12 protein-coding genes are annotated in these 24221 nt (G+C 59.1%); 9 read left to right on the top strand and 3 right to left on the bottom strand.

Annotation, left to right across the window (positions count from 1 at the left end; all coding sequences use genetic code 11):
• Positions 1-111 precede the first annotated feature (111 nt).
• Positions 112-1635, bottom strand: coding sequence for a fumarate hydratase (locus BK670_RS24710; RefSeq protein WP_007916251.1), 1524 nt, complete (start codon positions 1633-1635; stop codon positions 112-114).
• A gap of 612 nt (positions 1636-2247) precedes the next feature.
• Here BK670_RS24710 and BK670_RS24705 point away from each other — a divergent pair.
• The 3 genes from BK670_RS24705 to BK670_RS24695 are packed head-to-tail and all read left to right on the top strand — an operon-like array spanning position 2248 to position 5061.
• Positions 2248-3354 (top strand): GGDEF domain-containing protein, encoded by a 1107-nt coding sequence (locus tag BK670_RS24705; RefSeq protein WP_123453679.1) that lies wholly within the window; start codon positions 2248-2250, stop codon positions 3352-3354.
• Positions 3347-4282 (top strand): iron-sulfur-binding ferredoxin reductase, encoded by a 936-nt coding sequence (locus tag BK670_RS24700; RefSeq protein WP_123453677.1) that lies wholly within the window; start codon positions 3347-3349, stop codon positions 4280-4282. The genes BK670_RS24705 and BK670_RS24700 overlap by 8 nt, the downstream gene beginning before the upstream one ends.
• A gap of 29 nt (positions 4283-4311) precedes the next feature.
• On the top strand, positions 4312-5061 hold the full coding sequence (locus BK670_RS24695) for an enoyl-CoA hydratase-related protein (protein ID WP_123453675.1): 750 nt from the start codon (positions 4312-4314) through the stop codon (positions 5059-5061).
• Between the two features lie 110 nt (positions 5062-5171).
• Here the strand turns inward: BK670_RS24695 and pyk are convergent, their stop codons facing one another.
• Entirely contained in the window at positions 5172-6623 is a 1452-nt protein-coding gene (gene pyk, locus BK670_RS24690) for a pyruvate kinase (RefSeq protein WP_123453673.1), read from the bottom strand.
• 172 nt (positions 6624-6795) lie between these two features.
• Between pyk and BK670_RS24685 the strand changes: the two genes are divergently transcribed.
• The gene (locus BK670_RS24685) at positions 6796-7182 is read left to right on the top strand and encodes a tetratricopeptide repeat protein (RefSeq protein ID WP_123453671.1); all 387 of its coding nucleotides are present in this window, start codon (positions 6796-6798) and stop codon (positions 7180-7182) included.
• 229 nt (positions 7183-7411) lie between these two features.
• A complete protein-coding gene (locus BK670_RS24680; protein WP_123453962.1) occupies positions 7412-7771 on the top strand; it encodes a PilZ domain-containing protein in 360 nt (119 codons plus the stop codon).
• Positions 7772-7883: 112 nt separating this feature from the next.
• Here BK670_RS24680 and BK670_RS24675 read toward each other — a convergent pair whose 3' ends face one another.
• Positions 7884-8255, bottom strand: a complete 372-nt coding sequence (locus BK670_RS24675) for a DUF6124 family protein (RefSeq protein ID WP_123453669.1) — start codon at positions 8253-8255, stop codon at positions 7884-7886.
• 481 nt (positions 8256-8736) lie between these two features.
• On the opposite strand from BK670_RS24675, the gene BK670_RS24670 reads away from it, so the two are divergent.
• The 4 genes from BK670_RS24670 (at position 8737) to BK670_RS24655 (ending at position 24217) form a co-directional block, all read left to right on the top strand.
• Positions 8737-11604, top strand: a complete 2868-nt coding sequence (locus BK670_RS24670; protein WP_148047039.1) for an Ig-like domain-containing protein — start codon at positions 8737-8739, stop codon at positions 11602-11604.
• A gap of 123 nt (positions 11605-11727) precedes the next feature.
• Complete coding sequence (locus tag BK670_RS24665) at positions 11728-15447, top strand: Tc toxin subunit A (protein WP_123453665.1); 3720 nt, start codon at positions 11728-11730, stop codon at positions 15445-15447.
• 50 nt (positions 15448-15497) lie between these two features.
• A complete protein-coding gene (locus tag BK670_RS24660) occupies positions 15498-19568 on the top strand; it encodes a Tc toxin subunit A-related protein (protein ID WP_123453663.1) in 4071 nt (1356 codons plus the stop codon).
• Positions 19565-24217 carry a hypothetical protein gene (locus BK670_RS24655; protein ID WP_123453661.1) on the top strand — a complete coding sequence of 1551 codons (4653 nt, stop codon included), beginning with the start codon at positions 19565-19567 and terminating at the stop codon, positions 24215-24217. The genes BK670_RS24660 and BK670_RS24655 overlap by 4 nt, the downstream gene beginning before the upstream one ends.
• Positions 24218-24221: the final 4 nt, after the last annotated feature.

The following is a 24221-nucleotide window of genomic DNA, read 5'->3' as shown; positions in this document are numbered from 1 at the left end:
GTGCTAGGCAGTTGTCTCTGGCACCGATCTTCCCCTGTCGAGAAGGTACAGGCACAAAAAAGGCCGGCTCGTCTTACGACGGGCCGGCCTTTTCATTACCGCGGCGAAACCTTATTGCACTTCTACCGCCAGGCTTTCGCTGATCTTCTGTTGCCAGATCGCAGGACCGGTGATGTGCACCGACTCACCTTTGCTGTCTACCGCAACGGTGACCGGCATGTCTTTGACTTCGAACTCGTAGATCGCTTCCATGCCCAGTTCGGCAAACGCCAGCACTTTCGACTTCTTGATCGCCTGAGCGACCAGGTAAGCAGCACCGCCAACGGCCATCAGGTACACGGCTTTGTTGTCCTTGATCGCTTCGATTGCGGTCGGGCCGCGCTCGGATTTGCCGATCATGCCCAACAGGCCGGTTTGCTCAAGGATCTGCCGGGTGAACTTGTCCATCCGCGTTGCGGTGGTCGGGCCAGCCGGGCCAACCACTTCGTCACCGACCGGGTCAACCGGGCCGACGTAGTAGATGAAGCGACCCTTGAGGTCTACCGGCAGGGTTTCACCCTTGTTCAGCATCTCGACCATGCGCTTGTGCGCCGCGTCGCGACCGGTGAGCATTTTGCCGTTGAGCAGGACGGTTTCGCCCGGCTTCCAGCTCTGCACGTCTTCCGGGGTCAGGGTGTCGAGGTTGACGCGACGGGCTGACGGGCCGGCTTCCCAGACGATTTCCGGGTAGGCGTCCAGCGGTGGCGCTTCCAGCGAGGCCGGGCCGGAACCGTCGAGCACGAAGTGGGCGTGACGGGTAGCGGCGCAGTTCGGGATCATGCACACCGGCAGCGAGGCTGCGTGAGTCGGGTAATCCATGATCTTCACGTCGAGCACGGTGGTCAGGCCACCGAGGCCCTGGGCGCCGATGCCCAACTGGTTGACCTTCTCGAACAGCTCCAGACGCATTTCTTCGATGCGGTTCTGTGGGCCACGGGCCTTCAGTTCGTGGATGTCGATGGACTCCATCAACACTTCCTTGGCCATGACCGCAGCTTTCTCGGCGGTGCCGCCGATGCCGATGCCGAGCATGCCCGGTGGGCACCAGCCGGCGCCCATGGTCGGAACGGTCTTCAATACCCAGTCAACGATCGAGTCGGACGGGTTGAGCATGGCCATTTTCGACTTGTTTTCGGAACCGCCTCCTTTGGCCGCCACGTCCACTTCCACGGTGTTGCCCGGGACGATGGAGTAGTGAATCACGGCCGGGGTGTTGTCCTTGGTGTTTTTCCGAGCGCCCGCCGGGTCGGCGAGGATCGAGGCACGCAGGACGTTTTCCGGCAGGTTGTAGGCGCGACGCACGCCTTCGTTGATCATGTCGTCCAGGCCCATGGTGGCGCCATCCCAGCGCACGTCCATGCCGACGCGCACGAACACAGTGACGATACCGGTGTCCTGGCAGATCGGGCGGTGGCCGGTGGCGCACATGCGCGAGTTGATCAGGATCTGCGCCATCGAGTCACGGGCCGCTGGCGATTCTTCGCGCAGGTAGGCTTCGTGCATCGCCTGGATGAAATCCACGGGGTGGTAATAGGAAATGAACTGCAGGGCGTCGGCAACGCTCTGAATCAGGTCGTCTTGCTTGATCACGGTCATGAGTCGCGCTCCTCTAAAAAACGGTGGGGCAGCTACAAGCTTCTAGCTTCGAGCGGCAAGTTAAAGCAGTACGCGGACAGCTTGAGCTTGAGCTTGCCGCTTGAAGCTTGCGGCTCGTAGCTGTCCCTCTGTGGCGCGACGCTAAAAAGGCGCGGCAGTATACCGCGCCTCGATGGGGCGTACACGCGCCGGCAGTCATTCGTTGGTCGCATGGGTGGGCGAATATCGCACAGCGGGTTTGCACTTCAAGATCTCCCCCCTCACCCCAGCCCTCTCCCCCAAAGGGGGCGAGGGGGAAAGGGAGCCGATCTTCGTGCTGTTCAAAACCTGAGTTCGGCAGAGGAAAAGGGAGCTGATTTGTGCCGTTTCCAAACCAGAGTTCGACGCGATGCTTCAGGTCGGTGTACCTCGGATAAACAACTCGGTCAGTCCCCTCTCCCTCTGGGAGAGGGCTAGGGTGAGGGGCTTTTGGCGGTATACGCAGGCCACACTTTTGACGTCAATTTTCGAGCCCGAAAATCGGTGGTCATTTATCGACTACGCCTCTAAAGTGGCAGCCGGTCTGTAGGGTAGGACACTCGGTCAGCCTCTTATCGCACGGTGAGTCAACGATTGACCCATAACGCCATTCAACGTCTTTTGCTCAAACGCTTTGCCCTCGCTGCGGCCACCTATGGATTGGCTTTGCTGCTGCTGTGGCTGGCGTTTTTCACGGGGCATTACGAGCAAACCCTGAGTTCTGTGACCATCGGCAGTGCGCTGGTGGTAATCAGCCAGTCGGTGCTGTTCGCGCTGTTCTGGAGTGGGCGCAACCTGCGCTTTGCCGATCCCAGCCTGACCGAAGCGCAGGTACTGATCGGTCTCGGCTGGCAGACCTGGCTGATCGCCCATCTGGATGAAGCACGCGGCGCCTTCCTGGTGTTCTACGTGCTGATCCTGCTGTTCGGCCTGTTCCATCTCAGCCGACGGGCGTTCATGCGCTGTGCACTGCTGGTGTTCTTCAGTTTCTGCGCCATCACCCTGTGGGACGGCTACCACTTCCGCTTGCGCGAGCCTGCGCTCTCAGCCTTGCAGGTGTGCATTCTGGCGATGGTGCTGGCGTGGCTGGTGCTGTACGCGCGCTTCGTCCAGGTTTCGCGGCAACGCCAGCGCCAGCGCCGGTTTGCTTTGCAGGCGCATCAGGACACCCTGCGCGGGATGATGCGGCAGCTCGAAGATCTGGTGGCCACCGATGAATTGACCGGGCTGTTCAATCGTCGGCACTTTCTGCGTCTGGCCACGCGAGAGCTGGATGAAATGGACGACGATGTCGTGCACGGCCTGGCGCTGATCGACCTCGACCACTTCAAACGCATCAACGACCTGCACGGCCATGCTGCCGGTGATCAGGTATTGCAGGCCTTCGCCGGCGTTGCCCAGGCGTGCCTGCGCGACGGCGATGTGCTGGCGCGTTATGGTGGTGAGGAATTCGTCGTGTTGCTGCCCGATTGCGACGCCGAACGGCTGACCGCTTGCTGCGAGCGTCTGCGTATTGCCTTTACCGACGTTGAACTGGTCGGCCTGAATGTGCGCAACCTCAGCCTGTCGGCCGGCATGACGCTGTTGGCGTTGGGTGATGATCTGGACGACGCCTTGCAGCGCGCCGATCAGGCCTTGTATCGGGCCAAGCGTGACGGGCGCAATCGGTGTGCGGCCGCGTGGGAGAACGTTGATGCCTGAACTTTGCGTCGGTGAACGACAATGGTCGGTGGCAGCGGGCAGCAATCTGCTCGATGCCCTCAATCAGAATGGCGTCGCCGTGCCTTACAGCTGCCGCGCCGGCAGTTGTCACGCCTGTCTGGTGCAATGCGTGCAAGGCCTGCCCGCCGACAATCGGCCGGATGCCTTGAGCGCCGAACAGCGTCAGGACGGCTGGCGCCTGGCCTGTCAGTGTCAGGTCGTCGAAGACTTGCAGGTGCATACCTTCGACCCGATCACCGATGGTCGGCCGGCAGTGGTCGAAGCGCTGGACTGGCTCAGCGACAGCGTCCTGCGCTTGCGTCTGACCCCGCAGCGACCGCTGCGCTACGGCGCCGGGCAACATCTGGTGTTGTGGATCGGGCACATTGCGCGACCGTATTCGCTGGCGAGCCTGCCGGAAGAAGACCGCTTTCTCGAATTCCACCTCGATTGCCGTCAGCCCGGCGAATTCAGCGATGCTGCGCGAAGATTGCAGATCGGCGATCCGGTTCGCCTCGGTGAACTGCGCGGCGGCGCCTTGCATTACGACCCGGACTGGCACACTCGGCCGCTGTGGCTGCTGGCCGCCGGCACTGGCCTCGGCCCGTTGTTCGGCGTGCTGCGCGAAGCCTTGCGCCAGGATCACCAAGGCATGATCCGCGTCATTCACGTGGCTCATGACGAGCGCGAGCACTATCTGGCCAAACCCTTGGCGGCACTGGCCGCACAGCGGGAAAACCTCAGCGTCGAGCTGTGGACGGCGGCCGAGTCAGCCGCCGCTTTGGCGCAACTGCGCCTTGTTTCCCGGCAAACCCTGGCCTTAGTCTGCGGCTCGACGGCCAGTGTCGACGCCTTCGCCCGGCGGTTGTACCTGGCCGGATTGCCGCGCAATCAACTGCTGGCCGATGTGTTCCTGTCCCGTGGTTGAGCGCTGATTTTTCAGACGCGAGACACGCCATGACCGAAGCCATCCTGCTGGAACGCGAGCGCGGTTTACTGACCCTGCGCCTCAACCGACCGGACAAAAAAAACGCTCTGACGCGCGCCATGTACAGTCGCCTCGCCGAGGCGTTGAAACAGGCCGATGGCGACCCGGCGATCAACGCCGTGCTGATTACCGGCAGCGCCGAATGCTTCACCGCCGGCAACGACATCGCCGACTTCATCCAGCAACCGCCGAGTGACCTCGACAGCCCGGTGTTTCACTTCATGCTCAACCTGCTTGAGTGCCGCAAACCGGTGATTGCCGCTGTAGCCGGCGCGGCGGTGGGCATTGGCACCACGCTGTTGCTGCATTGCGATCTGGTCTATGTCAGCCGCGATGCGCGGTTGCGCATGCCATTCGTCAACCTGGGTTTGTGCCCGGAGTTTGGCTCCAGCCTGATCCTTCCACGTCTGCTTGGGCAGGCCAAAGCGGCAGAGTTGTTGTTATTGGGCGAAGGCTTCAGCGGTGAACAGGCTGCGCAGTGGGGCATTGCCACCGAAGCATTGGGCAGTGGCGATGCGGCGTTGAGCAAGGCGCGGGAGATGGCGCTGCGTTTCGATGAGCTGCCGGCGGAAGCGGTGCGTATCAGCAAGCAATTGATGCGAGCGCCGGATCGCGAGTTGATCCGTAAAGTGATCGAGGAGGAGGGCGCGTTGTTCACCCAGCGCCTTCGTTCGCCAGAAGCAATGGTGGCGTTGACCGGCTTTATCAAACGGCATTGAAACTACGCCGACCGCACTGGCCCTTTCGCGAGCAGTCAGCACAGCTTTTGATCAGAAAACAAAAAGCCCCGCCATTCACATGGCGGGGCTTTTGTCTTTCAGCGCGTCACTCAGACCTGCGGGTCACCCACGTGCAGGATCTTCATGCCGTTGGTGCCGCCGGTGGTGTGGTAGCTGTCGCCCTTGGTCAGGATGACCCAGTCGCCTTTTTCCACAACGCCGCGCTTGACCAGCTCGTCGATCGCCTTCTGGCTGACTTCGTGCGGTTCCAGCGAAGCCGGATCGAACGGAATGGTGTACACGCCACGGAACATCGCTGCGCGCGCCTGGGTCTCGCGGTGTGGCGAGTAGGCATAGATCGGCACCGAAGAACGGATACGCGACATGATCAGCGGGGTGTAGCCACTTTCGGTCAGAGCGATGATCGCTTTCACGCCCGGGAAGTGGTTGGCGGTGTACATGGTCGCCAGCGCGATGCTTTCGTCGCAGCGGGTGAACTCCTTGCCGATGCGGTGGCTGGAGGTCTTGCCGGTCGGGTGCTTTTCCGCGCCGACGCAGATGCGCGCCATCGCCTGAACGGCTTCCAGCGGGTACAGGCCGGCAGCGGATTCAGCGGACAACATCACAGCGTCGGTGTAGTCGAGCACGGCGTTGGCCACGTCGGACACTTCGGCGCGGGTCGGCATCGGGTTCTGGATCATCGACTCCATCATCTGGGTCGCGACGATTACAGCCTTGTTGTGGCGGCGTGCATGCAGAATGATTTTCTTCTGAATGCCTACCAGCTCGGCGTCGCCGATTTCCACACCGAGGTCACCACGAGCAACCATCACGGCGTCGGAAGCCTTGATCAGGCCGTCGAGGGTTTCATCGTCGGCCACGGCTTCGGCGCGTTCGATCTTCGCCACCAGCCAGGCAGTGCCGCCGGCTTCGTCGCGCAGTTGGCGGGCGTATTCCATGTCGGCAGCGTCACGCGGGAAGGACACCGCGAGGTAGTCGACTTCCATTTCTGCGGCGAGCTTGATGTCGGCCTTGTCTTTTTCCGTCAGGGCCGGAGCGGTCAGGCCGCCGCCGCGACGGTTGATGCCTTTGTGGTCGGACAGCGGGCCGCCGATGGTCACCACGCAGTGGAGCTCGGTGGCAGTGGCGGTTTCAACGCGCATGACCACACGGCCGTCGTCGAGCAGCAGCTCGTCGCCCACGCCGCAGTCCTTGACCAGGTCCGGGTAGTCGATGCCGACCACTTGCTGGTTGCCTTCGGTCAACGGATGGCTGGTGGAGAAGGTGAACGTGTCACCGATCTTCAGCTCGATCTTCTTGTTGGCGAATTTGGCGATACGGATTTTCGGGCCTTGCAGGTCACCGAGCAGGGCGACGAAGCGGCCATGCTTGGCAGCGAGGTCACGCACCAGCTTCGCGCGAGCCTTGTGCTCGTCGGGGGTGCCGTGGGAGAAGTTCAGACGGGCAACGTCCAGACCAGCCAGAATCAGCTGTTCGAGAACTTCCGGCGAGTTACTGGCCGGGCCAAGGGTAGCGACGATTTTGGTACGACGGACGGACATGCAAAGACTCCTGAGTTCAAGCGCTAGCGAAGGCTACTATGCTCTTGGGGTGTAGTCATTGTTCGTTTGCACTACTTATCGTTTTCTTTATTGAACACGGCAACTTTGGGACAAACGCGCCTGAAGATTTCCGACCAGGGGTCGATACAGAGCACAAGACAGGAGAACCCCCATGCGATTGTTGCCCATTGCCGCCCTTGCCCTCAGCGTCCTCGCCGTGACGGGCTGCACCCGTTGGTCGATGAACCATCATTTGAACAACGCCTACAGCGCCTACGATCGCGGCAATTGCGAGCAGGTCATGCTCGAACTGTCCAAGGTCGAACGCGCCAGCCGCGCCCGTCCGTATGTGTGGCCGGAAGTGTCGATGATGCGCGGCCAGTGTCTGGAACGGCAGAAAATGTTCGTCGACGCGGTGCAGACCTACCAGTTCATCATCGCCTCGTACCCGAACAGCGAATATGCCTACCGCGCCCGCGCGCGCCTGGAAACCTTGCAGAGCCTGGGCCATTACCCGACGCGCAGCGCCGCTGGCGTGGTGCGCCCGAGCCGTTTCTGATGACAGTTGTCATACAAAATCTGGCCGGTTGTACAGCCTGAGCTATAGTCGAATGATCCGGATGCAGAGTCGCGTCTCTGACCCGGGGCAACACCTGCGACTGGCAGTTGTAAGGTGATGGCGAATTAGCGACCGTCACACCGGAAGCGGGGAGAGCGCGCCTGTCACGCGGGTGCGTTCCGAAGCAAAGGTGCGGCTCCGTGATCGAGCCTTGCATGGCGAACTGCGCATGTTTACCGACCGCCGGATCGAACGGCATCAGTTGCCGTATTTCCTCAGAGTGTTCAACAGCATCACCGACAAACCCATCGGGTTTCTGGGCAACGTGTCCGAAGACGGGCTGATGTTGATCAGTCAGTTACCGATGATGGTCGGGGTGGATTTCCATCTGCGTTTGAAACTTCCCGTCGGCGAGGGCTGCCAACAGGTGATCGACCTCAGCGCGTGTTGCCTGTGGTGCCATGAGGATGCGACGCCGTTGCACTTCGACGCCGGTTTCAGCCTGCAGCAACCGCCGCTGGAATATCGGCAACTGGTCGAGGCGTTGCGTCAGTACTTCAGCTTTCAGCCGTTGCCGGCCTCGGCCTGATTCAACACCGCCAAAAGCTTCGCGAGCAGGCTCGCTCCCACAGGAAAATGCATTCCATTGTGGCAGCGAGCCTGCTCGCGAAAGCGTCAGTGCAGAAAACTCATCTCTAAGGTCAGGTCACGGCAATCGCCCGTTCTTTATCCAGCGCCTTCTCCGCCAGCAACAAACCCATCTCGCTCAGTTGATAGATCGCCATCGCCAGATGCCGCGGCTTGTCGTCGAGGCTGTCCGCCAGGTCGAGCAGCAAAATGCTCACCGACGAAAACGTTTCATAGGTCTGGATGGCCACGGCTTCGGGGTTGAGGTCGGGCGCGATCATGAACATCTGCATGCCGCGATCCACGGAATTGCGCGGGTCGGGTTTCGGTTTGAGGTAGTGGTCGAGGGCTTTTTCGGCGGCCTCGTGGAGTTTTTTCGATTCGGCGGATTTGTAGGGGGAGACCGAGTCGTCGGTTTCGGGGGGATTCGGCGTGTCTTTGAACATAGTGATAACCCTTGTAATGAGGGCCTCCACCACTTTGCGACTAAACAAAAGGGGTGGCGGCTGGACGCAGGTTAGTCGACCGGGGGGTATCACCAAAAACCGGCGCGCCGAAGCGCCCTGCGTACAGCCACCATCGAGTGGGGGGATAGGGAGTACCCGACTTGATGACGCTTATACACATTGGTGACACACCCTGGGCGACTAAACCCGACCACTGATTGGCAGCGGCACGGACCAAGTTACGGGGCATCAGCCAAGCGCACAAGCCGGCGGATTCTGAGGGATTTGTAGGCAATGGCGCAAGGCAACGTAGCTCGCTGTCGCCACTTGCGGGACGCAGTCGGAGGGGGTTGTGGGAAGAGTTACCGTTTGTCGGGACTGTCAGATCTGTCAGGTGCGAAAAAGGAAGGGCTATTCCTTAATTGGGGCAGGGATTTTTTGCACCTTGCATCGCCACCCTTGAACAGTTTCGGAGACAGTTATGTCCATAACAACTGATGGTACGGATGAGAGCACGCTTGGCGGGCCTCATGAAGACACACAAGTGGAGGGCGCAGTCGAGAATGTATCTGATCTGGTTGACTTGCCTATCGAGAGTGTTGACGTTTCTCTTGAGTCCAGACCTCCTCGTCCAACCATCAATCCGATTAAAAACATTTCCGGCTCACCTTACTCCGGCGCAGGCACAGGTGTTTCCGGAGCGTATGTCTTTATTTATGTGGCGGGTACGCCGAGTGGAATAGTTGGGGGGGGACCAGTTAAATCGGGAAGTTGGAGTGGGGCGATCACTTTCCCCGTTAACGTAAACAAAAGCAGCATCGAAGCACTTCAGAGACTCGACGGACAGGATTCTGAACGTACAGCACCAATGGAAATCTACCGAGCAATCTTGACATTTCCGAAATCCGACACTACTGAGCCCGCTAAAGGCCTGATTTTCCGTGGCATCGGCGCTCCGAAATCGAAGGTGCTCATCGTCAAGTCCCCCCCCAATCATAATGAAGTTCTGAGCGCTGAAGCCACAATTGATGATCAAGGGAATTGGCAAGCTCCTCTCACTGCGAATTTGCCCAATGGTTCCGTCTCGATCAGTGCTCTCGTTTCTTATGTCGGCACAACCAGCATATATACGTTGCCTGTAGTTTTCAGTGTGAATCGCCCCCCCCCTATCGTCGTCACCAACCCATCAGCCAACTCGTCTCAGAACCAGACGTTCAACCTGAGCGGTACCGGGGGAATAGCTGGTAGCACGATGCAGGTTTTTATCGACCTGACTCAGTCCAAGGTCGGCGAGGCCGCCGTTACGGGCGATGGCTGGACGGTTGCTGTCAGCGTTGGACCTGGCCCGGTGTCACTGGTCGGCAGGCAAATCACTGACAATATCCCCTCCGACCGCGGCATCCCCCGAGCATTCAAAATCCGACCCTCAGAGGTGTCAGCAGTCTCATACAGCGTCTTGCCTGACGGCCAAGTGGAAATTTCGGGGAAGGGGTACACGGGCGCAACGGTTGTGGTCACCGCTCCCGACTCGGTCACGCCGCCACTGCCCGTTGTGGTCAGCGCAGGCGAATGGACAACCACTGCGACGGGCTGGCCATACGGCACCTACAAACTGCAAATCGTGCAAAAAGTGAGCGACAACGCCAATGGCTGGATCGAGTCGCAGCCTTTCCCGCTTGAGGTCGAAAAGAAGCTGCCGAATGTCAGAGAGTTGAAATACACGCGCGACTATCAACCCACGTTCAGTGGCCTCGGCAATAAGGGGGCGACTGTATGGCTGTGGAAAATCGACGCGGATGAAGCGGTGGCGCCTCATGTTCCCTTGACAGCCGATGGATCGTGGTTAAGCCAGGCTTCAGAGGTATGGGGCCCCACGCTTAACCGACGGGTTCGCATCAAACAGGCGGGATTCAGCCAGGAAACCGACTGGGTTTTCCTTGATGTGACGATCCCGCCTCAGGCCCCCGGCCTGAGCGACCCGGACGAAAACGGACTTTCACCTGTCTTTAGTGGTACCTGCTGGCCCGGGGCGCAAGTGACCCTGACTTTCAGCGACAGCGATCAGTCCTATCACGCCACCGTTACAGATGGCATCTGGACGTTCCAGCGTCCCACAGATTTCACCGCAGGCGTCGAGCACACTGTCCGCGTGATCCAGACGGCAGCATCCCAGCCGTCAGCACCGACGGAGCGGTTCTTCAGCGTTTACCCGACCATGATCCAGCCGGTCATCACCGAGCCGGGCAATAAAGATGATGTCGACCACGCATTTACGCTCAAGGGCCACGGCGCGATGAAAGGCGCCATGCTGCAGGTGTTTGATCGGGTGCACGACATCCCTTTGTCCGACTCCCTTTTGCAAACCATGGACGGCGATTGGGCCATCGATATCAGGGATCTGACCCTCCGGTCCTATGGCATCGGTATACGCCAGACCTCCCACAACCGGGTGATCGAGAGTGAGCGGCTCGACGTGAACGTGGTGGTCTTGCCACCTCGCATCACCTGCCCGGTCGAGGACGGTACGCTGCCCCGTGTCGCCCTTCTTCAAGGCGAGGGCAGGGCGGGCGCGAAGGTCGACATCATGAAGGGCAGCGAGCCGTGGCTCATGGATATCCCCGTAGGGCTCGACGGTCTCTGGAGCCATAAGGTGGAATTACCGGTTGGCAGCACCACCCTTCGCGCCCGGCAGACGTTCGTGGAGAACGACAAGCCTTTCCCGTCTGAATATGCCGACGAGCTGCACTTCAGCGTCGTGCCGGCCGCGCCGTTTATCGAAACGCCGGTGGCCGGCGAACACATCGGGCGGCAGGTGGTGGTGTCCGGGTTCGGCGTGCCGGGCGACACGGTGAGCGTGACACTCGACAGCGAATGCGCCAGCGCTTCGGTGCTGGAGGATCGCACCTGGTCAGTCAGATTGACGCTCACGCAAACCGGGGGCGAGCACGTTCTGCAGGCGACGGCGGCGCTCGGTGAATTCGAATCCGACGCGGCACCGCGCCTGGTGCTGCTGGGCACTTACGAGCCCGGCATTGAAACCCCGGCGTCGGGGCATCGCGTGAGCAATCCGCTGCTCTGCGCAGGCACCGGGCGTCCGGGCGTCGTGCAGGGGGTGAGCTGGTACAACCCGGAGGAGACGGTATTGCAGGGCGTTGCGGTCAGCGGTGGACGATGGAGCGGTCAGGCTGCTCAAGCTCTGCGCGAGGGCGGGCAATGGCTGCGCTTCATGCAAACCCTCGAAGGCGGCGAGGAGGGGCAGCTGTCGGCTTGGGTCGACAGCCAGCGCTTTGAGGTCGAGCCCGATGCATTGAGCAAAACTCAGAGCAAAAAGTCCGACGAACGGTTCTAGAACCTGTCAGATCTGACAGTATCTATCTACCGCCATTGAGTGCCAAATTACTATCAACGCATCAGCGGCCTGACATCACACGTCAGGCCGTTTGTGCCGGCTTTCGACTCAAGGAACCTGATCATGACGCTATCGCCCCGTCCCCCGGTGCAAATGTTCGAGCAATTGTTCGGTGAAGAACAAGCGACAATGGATGCCGGTCTGCAACAGCTCAAAGCTTATCTCTCGGGCGGAGGATCGATTTTTCCGCTGGTGCGTAAGGGTGTGCCGGGGCTGGTCAGGGAATACGCGCTGAGTGAGCAGGATGCGCAACGCTTCGTGTATCGCACCAACGCCTTGGCCACCTATGTGCGTCGCCGGTTTCTTCAGCGTGATCCGCTAGCGGAGCACGGCGCCGATGAGGTGGCGCAATCGAGCGGGTTATTGTCGCTGGTAGACGGCCCGCAGTTCGAAAGGATTTTTCCTCAAGTCCTGTTTGAAAAACTCGCACCTGCCAATGCGCTGGAGTCGTCTCTGGGCGTAGTGGCCTACCTGATCGACCTGTTGCTCTGGATCAAGGAGCGAATCGAGGCTGTTGGCGATGACAGCAAAATCATGCTGCATGATCGCCGTAAAGATCTGAAAAACCTGGAGGTCGACTTCAATGCGGTGTTCCAGTCGGTGTCCTCGGTGGACATTATCACCCGTGTGCTCGAAGACTTTATCAAAGCGAACGAGCCGGACACCGACGTCGAAGATGCCCTGATAAAAACCCGCTATCCCAATGGTCTGCCGTATTACCAGCACTGGGTGACGATTGATGGTATCGCGCAGCTACACCGGCGTTCGACGGGGGATTTCGACCACGCGATTGACCCGTCTTATCCGAATTTTTTAGCGACACCAAGTGCTGTCCGTCCGGGACGCGCCCTGACGCATGCCTCGCGTTTAGGTCCGTATCAGCGTGAGCTGCTCACAGAGACTGCCCCGGGAAATGATGCGGCGCAGTGGCAGGATTTTTATCGCGTCAACTTTGGCACCGATCCACTTTCGTGGATGAACCTGAATCAGGTCAGATTCTTCGGCGAACGTACAAAGCTCGACACGCTGGAAATTGAACGCCTGGTGTCCGTCGGCAAGTTTGCTCCCGTACGCTCGCCCAACGTGACATTCGAGCCGTCCGAGGTTCCGCCAGACATCGAAAACGCTCGGTCCGGTTCGGTTTACATCAATGCCAATCGTCATCCCGGCGTGAGCATCGTCGACAGATCGAGCAATATTTTCAATCGACTGTCGATCAGTCCCGGTCAGCCCCTCGGGCGTGATGCCCTGAACCGGATGAACCGCAAGGTGCGCCTCGACAACTGGATGCAATTGCCCAGCGAGCAAGTTGACGCGGTTCTCGCCGCGGCGATGCGGGCCGAGGCGCGCGGCAATCCGGCATTGGCGGGGCAATGGCTGATCACGGACAACGTCGTGCATGCGCTCGGGCTGTTCCAGTTGTTGAAAGAAGGGTACGAATGCAGCGCAGCAGACTTTGTGGTGTTCCTCGATAACCTGTCGGTCTACGGGCAGAGCGAGGTGCCTGCGCAGTTCGATCAGGTCTTCAATGTTCTGGGTAACCGTCAGGGTGAATACAGCCAGCCTTTGAAACTCGATGGGGGAAGTTTCCCGGTGGTGCCGCCTCCAGGCGCTACTGATCTGACCATCAGTCGATTGTGCGCCGTCTTGAATATCAAACCCGAAATTTATCAGCAACTGGCGGCGGCGGTCGCCAGGGCGCACAACATTACGGGCAATGCATTTACCCGATCTGCGCCGATCCTCTCGAGCTTTTATCGACTGGTGAAACTGCCCCGGCTACTGGGTATCGAGCCGGAGGTCGGTGTGCGGCTGTTGCACCTGCTGGGAGGCACTGACTGGGTCAACGGTCTGGCGGGTATACCTGTGATTGCAGTGCAGGGCGATGAAAGCGCTGATCGGCTCATTGCCGTCGATATCTTGACCCTCATCACTGCCATGCATGCGTGCAGGCAATGGTGCGAGCGAAGTGACTTGCCGGTGAAATGGGTGGTCGAGCATGCGGAGCCGTTGCCAACGGGGCACTCAGTCACCGAGCGGGAGCTGGCCTTCTTCGAAGAAGTGCGCAACCTGCTGCCGGCCGCAATGCTTTCCGATGCCGATCTGCTGGCCGCGAATGTACCGGCCGCGGGTGCTGCAAGCTGGTTGCACTTCCTGAGTGAGAGCGTTGAATGGACTCCGCCTGACGGAGATTCCGAAAGCCTGCCTGCGTTGGTCAGTACCAGTGGGCTGGTGCTGGCATATGAGGAGATGACGGCGGATGAATACCTGATCTTCGCTCGTAAAAGGCTGGCGTGGGCGGTCGACATTGCGCTGGGCAAATCCTGGGAGGATCAGCGCGACACGTTGGTCTCGGCCATGCTCAATGTGCTGTTGCAGGCCACGGAACAACAAGTGTCGGTGGTCAAACAAAAGCTGGCGTTCTATGCCGGTGTCGATGAAACACTGGCAGTACCGGTCCTCAACTGGGTCGGTACATCGGTCTGCGACTTTTTGCAGTTGTTGCTCCAGCGCACCGGATTGCTTGAAGAAGTTTCGCTGCAAGGGCGCAATACTGAAAAGGATCCGTTGATCGACCTGCTGGCCGATGTGCGCCGGCGCAGTGCAGTGGTATCGACGCTGCAATTGAACGCTGCGGTGTTGCAGGAGTATCTGGATTACGGCTATCGGGACTGGCTCGCTCAGACCGACAGACACACCTTTTCGCTGAACACGCTGTATTACCTGACGACACTCACGCACGCCTTCGGGCTTGGCGAGCAGCCTGAGCAGACACTGCTCGATTACCTGCGGGAGGTCGCTGCGTTACCACCATCACTCTCTGTTCATGCCAAAGAGCTTGCGTACCAGGTATCGACGATCAAACTGGCCAGGTTCTATGCCTGGAGCGTGCAGGACGTGCGCGAATGCGTAACGCGTATGGATCCGGTGCGGCCGATTCCGCGGACGTTGAAACAACTCGATCTGCTGATGCGCGTACGTGAACTGTCCGCTGAAACCGGCATGGACGCCCTCACAGTTTTTCTGCTTGGCGGTTTACCCGAAACAGTGGCTGACGCCGTTTCCAAAAACCAGTACGCCGTAGCGGCCGAACTCGCCCTGTTGAGCAGAACCACTGCGCAGATACCGCGCGTTGAGGTAGCGACAGATCTCAAGGCGTTGGTCTCGATCACGTGTGTGGTGACGAATGACCATCTCATCGCCAACAAGCCGGGAGAAAAAGCCACTTATACGGTGACGTTGAAGAATGCCGAAGGCGCGCCAATGGAGGGTGTCACGATTTACTGGCAAGCCTCGCTGGGCAAACTCGAAAACGGCGTGACCGATAAAAACGGGATCCGGACATTCGACTATATCCCCAGCGGCAAGATGGGGACGGAGCGTCCGATGTACTGGCTGGATCAGTTCGAGCCCTGGTATGCGCCGCCGGTCAACATCGAAGCAGATTTCAGCAGCATGCAATTCCCGATTCCTTTCAGATCTCCTGTGCCCTCGGGAGTGGTGCCGGCGGGGCAGGAAGTCGAGCTGTACGCAACCATGATGGACAAGTACGGAAACCTTGGTCAGGGCGTATTGGTGAACTGGACCTGGATGCCCATGGATGTGACGCGAATCCCTGTTGCAATCGTACGACCGCGACAGGGGTACACCGATCAGGAGGGGCTGGCTCGGGTATTCGTGTCCAGCACCACCGGCGGGAGATTCATCTTCAGTCTGCTTGGCCCGGATGGGGGCCCGCAATTCGGACCGATCACGTTCGAGGGCGATGAGGTGCCGGAATAAGCGGTTTCTCGACAGGCATTTATCCCGGTTTTCCCCAAGGAGCAAGCAGCATGGCACAGAGTGATATCGACTTTCTGTTGGAAAAACGTCGTTCCGCATTGCTCGAATACAGCATCGGGCAAGTGAACAAAGAGCGTTACGCTTTCGTGCAAACGTCGGCGGATCTGTTCGAACTGCTGCGCATGGATCCGCTGGACACCTACGCGGTGCAGAGTTCCTGGGTCGCCGAAGCGACCAGCTGCGCGCAGCAGTACATCCACGCGGTGTACCGCAAGCTGGAGCCCGGGTTTGCCAGGCATGAATTCTCGTCTTCCGAGTTGGCCGAGTGGGAGTTGTACAGCAATTACCCGGACTGGGCAGCGGTACAGATGATTCAGCTGTATCCCGAAAACTTCATCAACCCGTTTGTCCGCCAGCGCAAGTCCAGCCTGTTCAAGACCCTTGAAAACGACCTCAACCAGAGCCGGCTCAACGTTGATTCAGTGCAGGCAGCCTTGCAGGATTACCTGCACGCGTTCGAGCAGACCTGTGATCTGGACGTCATCAGTTGCTACATGCACGGCAACTCACCGGAACGGGCGGACTACTACTTTATCGGGCGCCAGCGGGCGCAGCCTTTCCAGTACTTCTGGCGCAAGGCGGAGATCGTGATCACGACCTCATGCGTGGCCGTCAACCCGGCCGCCTGGAGTGAATGGCAATCGGTGGACATCCAGCCGGCCAGCGAGGTGCTCGACATACGCCCGGTGTTCTGGAACGGCCGCTTGTGTGTGGTATGGGCGCAGTGGCGCGACAAGGCGCAGGGCCAGGACAAGGATCAGTTCATACCGGAAAACCTTGAGGTCAACCTGGCGTTCATGAACCAGGGTGGACAATGGTCGGCGCCGATGAAAGTGTACGAATTCAGCGGCCCCGTCGACCGTGTCACTTTTCGCTTGATTGCAACCGTGCTGAAGGGAGATCCATTAAGCAAAGACAAGCTGGGTATCTCCATCACAACGAAAAGCGGAACCGCAACACCGATCAAGGCGCACAGGGTCTTCGATGTGCTGATGCGTCCGGAAACTGTCATCTCCCCCGTGCTGGAGCTGGCAATGAAGCGATTTACCGGGCCCGAGTCGGTTCAGCATGCGCTCGGCAGTCAGGTGACGGTTACCGTCGTTAACGAGCCCGATGGGGCCATGACTCCTTTTCTGGGCCTGGAAGCCGCTGCTATCCGCATTGGGACCAAAGACGAACTGACAGTGAGCGGCTTCTGCCGGCCCACGGGGTTGGGTTCACCGTCAACGCTTGCGTTTACGCTCGCCCTGGAAAACGCGGCGGACAACGATCCCAAACCGGTGATCCTCAACAAGTCCTCGGCAGGTGGCTGGACAATCGCATTTGAGGAATCGTTTTCGCGCGACAAAGGTACATGGCCGGACACGACAACGTTCACCCTCAAGACTGCAGCGGCTGGATTCGGCGGCAGGACGTTCAGGCTATCGATCATCAACCTTGAAGATTTCAATGTGCCTGTCCTGGTGAAAAACACCGAGAACGCAGCGCAGTTCTTGTCCTTCGAACTGGGGGCTGCCTACCGTTTGAAATACGCACGGCTGAACTCACTCTTCGGCCCGGAGCTGGTGCACCGCTCAAACATCTCCGTGGAGGCCGTTCTGGATTGGGACAGCCAGTTCATTCACGAACCGGCGCCCTCACAAGCACCCGATTTCACAGAGGTCAACGGGGCGTTCGACGGGGCCAACGGGCTGTTTTTCTGGGAGCTGTTTTTTCATCTGCCCCATCTGGTATTCAAGCGTCTGCATGACGAAGACCGCTTTGCCGAAGCTCAGGGCTGGTTGCATTACCTGTTCGATCCGCAGGCCATAGCAGATCCCCGCGACTCCAACGGCAAACCAGATTACTGGCGCTGCCGGCCCTTGGCCAAAGAACAGGGCAATGCGGGGTGTGAAGCCCTGGCACCCGCCGACCCCGATGCCATCGGCTATTCCGCGCCGCGGCACTTCAAGATTCTGGTGTTTTGCGAGTATGTGAAAAACCTGATGGCTTGGGGGGACTGGTACTACCGGCAGCTGACCCGCGACAGCCTGGTGGCGGCGAAACTGTGTTACGTGCAGGCGGGATTCCTGATGGGCAAGCCCCCCGTGGCGCGCTCGGTATCCCACTGGAAAGCCAAGACGGTCGGCGATCTTATGCAGCAAAGCAGTACACGTGCCGAGCTTGAAGCATTTGAACAGACGATGGACTACAGCCTCGCGGACGTCCCGTCGGGCTCCAGCGTTGCGCCCCTGCTGGGAATGCTGGCGGCCGGGCCGTTCAAAGTACCGGTCAATCAAACGTTGCTGGATCTGTTTGCCGGCCCCGGGCAGCGTTTGGATAACCTGCGCAACTTCCTCACCCTCGACGGCAAGCCGATGTCGATCCCGCTGTTCAGTCCGCCCACCGACCCGAATCAGTTGCTGCGCGATCTGGCCGCCGGTACCGGAGCCGGCCCAAGGCCGATGGGCGGTCGGGTACAGGTCAATGCGTTCCGCTGGCGGGTCAGCTACGAAGCGGCACTGCGTGCGGTGCAGGCTCTGCAGGATTACGGCAGTCAGGTGCTGAACCTGCTGGAACGCCGTGATCGCGCCGAACAGGAAGAGTTGCAACAGACTCATCTGGTGGAATTGAGCGCTTTCGCCCAGACCATGCAGGAGCAATCCATCGCTCAACTCGACGCGAGCGTGGCAGCACTTGAACTGAGTCGGGCGGTGGCGCAGCAACGCGCCGATACGTACAAGAAGAACTATGACGAAAACGTGTCGGCCGTCGAATACGAAGTCATGGACAGCCTGTATCGCTCCAAAAATCTGTCGCTGGCGTCCTCTTATCTCAAGCCTGCCGCAGCCGTGATTGCTTCCGTGCCGAATATTCTGGGAATGTCCAACGGTGGCCATCGCCTAGATCAGACACTTGAAGCCATCAGTTTCGGCCTGGGTATCTCCGCAGCGGTGGAGCAGTTGGACGCCGACAAGAAGGCAACCACCGAAGCTTACCGCCGACGCCGCAATGAATGGGGACTGCAACATCGATTGGCAGTGGCGGAAGTGGAGTCGATCAACGGCCAAATCGAAGCGCAGCGGCATGCCGCCAGCGCAGCCCGCACCTCCCTTGAGCAAACGCTGCGCGCCAACAGTCAGGCGTTGATCCTGTACAACTATCTGAAACAACGCGCCACGCGCTCCGAGCTGTACGGCTGGATGCTCGGCCAGCTCAAGGCCTTGCATTATCAGGCTTACGACGCGGTCGTCAGTCTGTGCATTACCGCACAGAACTCGCTGAGTGCCGAAACCGCGGATTACGATTCGATCGCGCCTTTGCCGCAGGTGTGGCTTGATCAGCGACATGGCTTGACGGCTGGCGAGCAATTGCGTGCCTTTTTGCTGGGCCTGGAACGCGAATACCTGCAACGGCACGAGCGACGCCTGGAGTTGGTACACACCGTATCCCTGAGCAAACTGTTTGATGATGAGATCGACCCACAGACGGGTTTCACGCGATGGGCAACGGCCCTGGCGCATTTGAAACTCACCGGCTCGCTGGATTTCTGTCTGACACAACTGATGTTTGATCGCAGCCATCCGGGACACTACTGCCGTCAGATCAGCTCAATGGAAATCGATTTACCGGTGCTGGTCGGCCCTTATGAGAATGTGTCCGCCACTCTGATGCAACTTGGCAGCAAAACGGCGGTACGGGCCACGACGCAATCGGTGCTGTACCTGCATGAGCCGACCGATAATGTGCCGTCCGATGTGGTGTTCAATCTGCGCAGCGGTCAGCAAATTGCGTTGTCGATGGGCATCGCCGACAACGGCATGGCGGCGATGAAGCCCGATGAAGGCTTGCTCAATCCTTTCGAAAATACCGGCGCGGTGTCGTGCTGGAGGCTGAATTTCCCTCGACCGGAAGCTCCGGCGCAAGCGGCGATCCTGCGGTCGATGACGGACATCATCATACGGCTTCGCTTCACGGCCAAAGTCGGCGCACCGCCATTTGTCAGCAAGGTCACTGATCTGGTCGACGGGATTGAGAAAAAACGCAGCAAAATAACCGGGCAAGGGAGTGCGCGATCATGAGCGGGACTGTCATTTATGCGAATGAAAATCTGGTGGTGAGTGGTGACTTCGTAACACTGGAAGGCTGGCACTACCAGGGCTATGTCGACATTTCACGTGAGACTTATCAGGATTTACCGATCAACGTTCTGGAGGCCACGAACGAAGGTTACGCCGAACAGATCATTTCCATCCCCAGGTCGCAAGGCAATGACGCGCACTACACGCTGAGCTTTCTTTGTGAGGTGGCCCATGAGCAGCCGGGCTGGCTACGCATTTTCAAGGGTGAGGGGGATGGAGAAGAGTTATGCAGTATTGAACTCAAACCGGCATCCGCTCGGAAGCAAGGCCAGAGTCCCGCCACTGCCGGGCAACCACTGGTATTCAACCCCATTGCTTACGAACTGAAGCTCGATCTTCCGGTCGAGCAGAATGAAAAGATCAAGATACGCATCGTGAGCCCGAAGAATGCCCCTTCGGACTTTATATCGAACCTGCGCATTACCCGGATCAAGCTGCTGTTGGAACTGGCCCCTTTGAAGCTGGCTTCAATGCAATTCGATGAACAGACCGTGGCACCCGGTAGCACGTTGTACCTGTGCCTGGGGACGACATCGCTGGGCCAGGCGCACCGGCTGACGTTCGTGCCCGAACCTGGAAATGCCTGGATAGGCACCGACTGTTCGCTGACGGCGAACGGCAACCCGCTGGAGGCCGTCACGGCAGCGCCCGACTGGGGCGTCAACCAGGCGCTGAGTGAAAACTGGCTGATCGATTGCCCCTGGATCGATGATCAGAGGCGCTACGAGTTTGAACTGTCCCTGCACAACCGCTATACCGCCGAGGCCTACCGGATTCCTGTCTCGCTGGGTCATCACCGGCTGGGCTTCACCAATGAGCAGGAAGCGGCCTATTACCCGGTGTTCGAGTATGCGCAGTCGGTCGACCTGGGCGTGCAAGTGGTGTCGTATTACACCGGTCAGCCTGTTGCGGGCCAGACCGTGAACTGGACGGTTGAAGGATCGGGTGTGCAGGCTGCAGTGGTCAGTCAGGATGACGGCTGGTGTGGGTATACCTTTGTGCCCGAGGCTGCCGGCGATTTTGTGCTCACGGCGTCGGTGGCCAGCCCTTATTACGCCAGCGGTGTCGTTACCCGCGAGTTTCAGGTCAAAGTGCTGCAGTCCGACCCGTGGAAGGCGCTGAACACCGTCGTGGGCGACGAACGGACGCCGTGGGAAACGCAAGGCTATCCGAACCGCGGCAGCGCGCATGAGATTCGACTGGATGTGCCGACAGGTAGCCCATTCGCCGGCACCACATTGAAGTTGTATGCCGCCGGTGATTCCCTTGACCAACTCGGTGTTGACGTCAGCCCTGACCTGGGAAGTCCGGTGCCCGTCGACGACGGCGCGCCGCTGTGGACGCTGACCAGCGCCGACCAGCTCGATGGCCTCTTTCAGCTGTCTCTGGCGTGCTCCAAGCTCAAGCTTCGCTCACCGCTCAAACCGATGTCACTGGCGCGCAATCGGGTGAAGGTCGGGCGCACGTTTGAAGCCAACAAGTCGCCCGTCGTTGACGAACAGGAAAGTGTGCTGCTGCGAGTGCAGGTGCTGCATGCGACCGACTCTGGTGCGGGAGAACCGGTCATCAATGCGTACGTCGACTGGCACACCCCTGAAAGGGTCGTGCAGAGCAGGACCGGTGCCGGTGGCTGGGCGAGCCTGCTGTATACGCCGGCGGCTGCCGGAGAGTTGACCGTCACGGCGAAAATCAAGGCATACCCCGAAGCCGACTCGATCGATCAAGCCTTTGCCGTCAACGCCATTGCAAGCAGCCCCTGGAAAAGCGCGGTGAGGATTCTGCTCGACAATAAGCCTGTCGAGCTCAGTTCGCTGGGGATGCTGTGCCGGCGCGGACAGAGCCATGTGCTGAAGGTTGAGCCGATTTCCGATGCGTGGGTTGGCAAAAACATCAGTCTGCATTGGCGCGGCGTCGAACCGCCGATCGGATTGGTGCCCTCTGACTTGGGTGTGCCCAGGTCTCTGGTGACGGATGGCGTGCTGTGGACGCTGGAATCCGGGGCGGGAGCTGAAAGTGTCAGCAGCCTGTTCGATTTGCAGTTGCGCATTGATGGCGTCGAAATCGTCCAGGCGTTATCCGGGCGGTTGCTGTCTGTCGATTTGCACGATGAAGTGAAGCTGATGCTCGATCAGGTCTCGGCAGCGCTGGACGACCAGGTGCTGTACCCGTGCCTGGGCACGCGCCACCGTTTCAAAGTCCTGCCCAATGAGCTGAGTCCGCTGGTGGGATTAGAGGTCGCATGCGAGTGGTCGGGCGACTCGGCCGAGGAACTGGAGGCAAGCGTCGAACCGAAACTGCATCTGCCACAAGTCCTGGATGATGGCGGTGCGGTCTGGACACTGGATTTTTCCCGCAGCGAGCGCCCCGGTCGATTTGCCCTGACACTGGCACTGCCACAGCTGGAATTTCGCGCGCACGCCAAACCCATGGCACTGAATCACAACAAAGTGAGGATCCACATCCTGCAGGAATCGGCGGTAGATCCTGTCGTCGGGCAACAATCCCAGCTGCTGTGGGCGCAGATCTGTTCGCACTTCACCGGCCGGCCGGTGAGCGGGGTCACCGTCGAATGGTGGGCTGATGACCATGGTTCGGATGAACGGACCGATGACGAGGGCTGGAGCCGCTTCGCGTTCACGCCAACGACTGCCGGAACCTATACGGTGATCGCAATGGTCACCAGCCTGTTCGATGATCACAACGAGTCTCGTGATATCACGGTCAAGGCGCTGGCGAGCGATCCATGGGACGACCTGATGGTCAGCTTTGAAGGGCATCCGGTACGGTGGGGGGAAAAAACCTGCTTCCCGCGGCGGACTGGTACCTACACGCTCAGCGTCAAGGCAAAGTCAGGCAGCGAATTGCTCAAGCACCAGATTGCCCTGGGGATGACCGGCACCGGACCCGAGCAACTGAACATGCGCTTCCTTGAGCCTGGACTGGGCAAACCGCTTCCCTTCAGCGAAGCAGGGTTCGATTACCAGTTCATGGTCAACGCCGAGAACGATGGCAGCTTCGGACTGTGCTTCGCCTCCGACCGCCTGGCGAATCTTTCTCCCGTCAACGCGATGTCTTTGGGGGAAGGCGAACAAGTGGTGAAAATCGCCGAGCGTTTGCGCGTCAAGCAGACGCTTCTGTGGGGCGATGAAGTGTCGGAGCAGATCACGATCGTTTCGGCAGTGACAGGCAAGCCCATGGCGGATGTCGTCGTGACTTGGCGCAGTCCTGATTTGGGGGAAATGACGGCTACCACCAACTTTTATGGGGTGGCGTCCGTTCGGTTTGTTCCTTCCACAGCGGGAGCATTCGAGTTAAATGCGGCGGTAGGGGGGACGCAGTATTCGGAGTCGATTGCATTGCCGTTTTATTTGAATGAGCCCTGTGAAATCCGGTCGTTGCAAAGTGATGAACCAAGTGGTCATCCGGGCGCAGAAGTAGCTGCGCAGGTCGTTGTCGTTTCCGCGAGAACCGGCGAGCCTTTGGCTGATGTTGAGGTGGCATGGGAATACCCGGGCATCAAGATCGCGTCGACAAAAACCGATGACACTGGCAAGTCCGGGGTCAAATTCAGACTACCTCCCATTAAGGAAGGGTGGTTGCGCGCCTTTGTGAAAGGCGGCTATGCGGGATGGGAGGTCAGGTCGATGAAATTCACGGCAATTCCGAATGCGGACACTTGGTTGCAGGAATTCACGCTGTGGCTCAATGGTGAAGAGGTGGATCTAGCCGGTGGCGAGTTGAAGATTTTGCGCGGTGTTACCAATGAACTTGAGTTGCGTGTCAGACCTCACAGTTGGTTGATTCCCTGGGCTGAACTGGCACTTGAAGATCATTCCGAGACAGAACCTGCCGGGCTCGGATTCTCTCCTGAATTGGGTGTGTCCCGTAAGTTAGACGGTAGTCCTGTTCGCTGGTCGGTTTGGACAGACCCCTCTTCCAGCGACGCTTTTACCCTCAAATTTACCAGCCAGACATTGCCGGATCATTTGTTGAAGGGCCAAATTATCGACTTTGATGCCAGTGCCGAACTCGAAGTGTCTTTCGATACTTTCGCTGAAAGTTTCGGCAGTAACGTATATCCCTGCCTGGGCGCTACACATACTATCCGCGTCAAGGCAAAGTCTGGCAGTCGATTAATTGGCAGCCAAGTGAAACTGGGCTGGGAGGGAGCGAGCGCTGAGAGTCTTGGAATAGTGTTGACCCCTGCGCTTGATGTCGAACAGCTCCTTGATAAGGAGGAGTTGGTCTGGACATTGGACTGTAAAGATGGCACGCGGAATGATGTGTTTTCGCTGACTCTTAACAAAGCGGACCATCAATGGGCAACGAAGCCATTGGCGATGTCTCTTGGGCATAACTCCGTGACAGCAAAAAGAGGCTTCGACCAAAATTATAACGTGGTTACTATCACGGCCACTTCTACGTTCCTGAACGTGCCGGCGTCTGGCGTGTTTGTTTCGGTATTCTGGCAAGGCGGATCCGATTATATATACACGCAGGAAAATGGGGTCGCGACGTACCCGGCAGGTACTCAACTGAGAGAGTTCAGGATCAATAATCTTTATGACGGGACGCAAATACTTTTGTAATACG

This window comes from Pseudomonas fluorescens (assembly GCF_003732425.1).
In the GTDB taxonomy this organism is placed as follows: Bacteria; Pseudomonadota; Gammaproteobacteria; order Pseudomonadales; family Pseudomonadaceae; genus Aquipseudomonas; species Aquipseudomonas fluorescens_BE.
Note: the sequence above shows the minus strand (reverse complement) of the source record. Positions and strands in the feature narration are given on the sequence as shown.

Bases quoted from the DNA above. Each gene is read 5' to 3' on its own strand.
- BK670_RS24695 (WP_123453675.1), top strand. From the start codon at position 4,312: ATGACCGAAGCCATCCTGCTGGAACGCGAGCGCGGTTTACTGACCCTG.
- BK670_RS24685 (WP_123453671.1), top strand. From the start codon at position 6,796: ATGCGATTGTTGCCCATTGCCGCCCTTGCCCTCAGCGTCCTCGCCGTG.
- BK670_RS24670 (WP_148047039.1), top strand. From the start codon at position 8,737: ATGTCCATAACAACTGATGGTACGGATGAGAGCACGCTTGGCGGGCCT.
- BK670_RS24710 (WP_007916251.1), bottom strand. From the start codon at position 1,635: ATGACCGTGATCAAGCAAGACGACCTGATTCAGAGCGTTGCCGACGCC.
- BK670_RS24675 (WP_123453669.1), bottom strand. From the start codon at position 8,255: ATGTTCAAAGACACGCCGAATCCCCCCGAAACCGACGACTCGGTCTCC.
- BK670_RS24700 (WP_123453677.1), top strand. From the start codon at position 3,347: ATGCCTGAACTTTGCGTCGGTGAACGACAATGGTCGGTGGCAGCGGGC.
- BK670_RS24660 (WP_123453663.1), top strand. From the start codon at position 15,498: ATGGCACAGAGTGATATCGACTTTCTGTTGGAAAAACGTCGTTCCGCA.
- BK670_RS24680 (WP_123453962.1), top strand. From the start codon at position 7,412: ATGTTTACCGACCGCCGGATCGAACGGCATCAGTTGCCGTATTTCCTC.
- BK670_RS24655 (WP_123453661.1), top strand. From the start codon at position 19,565: ATGAGCGGGACTGTCATTTATGCGAATGAAAATCTGGTGGTGAGTGGT.
- pyk (WP_123453673.1), bottom strand. From the start codon at position 6,623: ATGTCCGTCCGTCGTACCAAAATCGTCGCTACCCTTGGCCCGGCCAGT.
- BK670_RS24665 (WP_123453665.1), top strand. From the start codon at position 11,728: ATGACGCTATCGCCCCGTCCCCCGGTGCAAATGTTCGAGCAATTGTTC.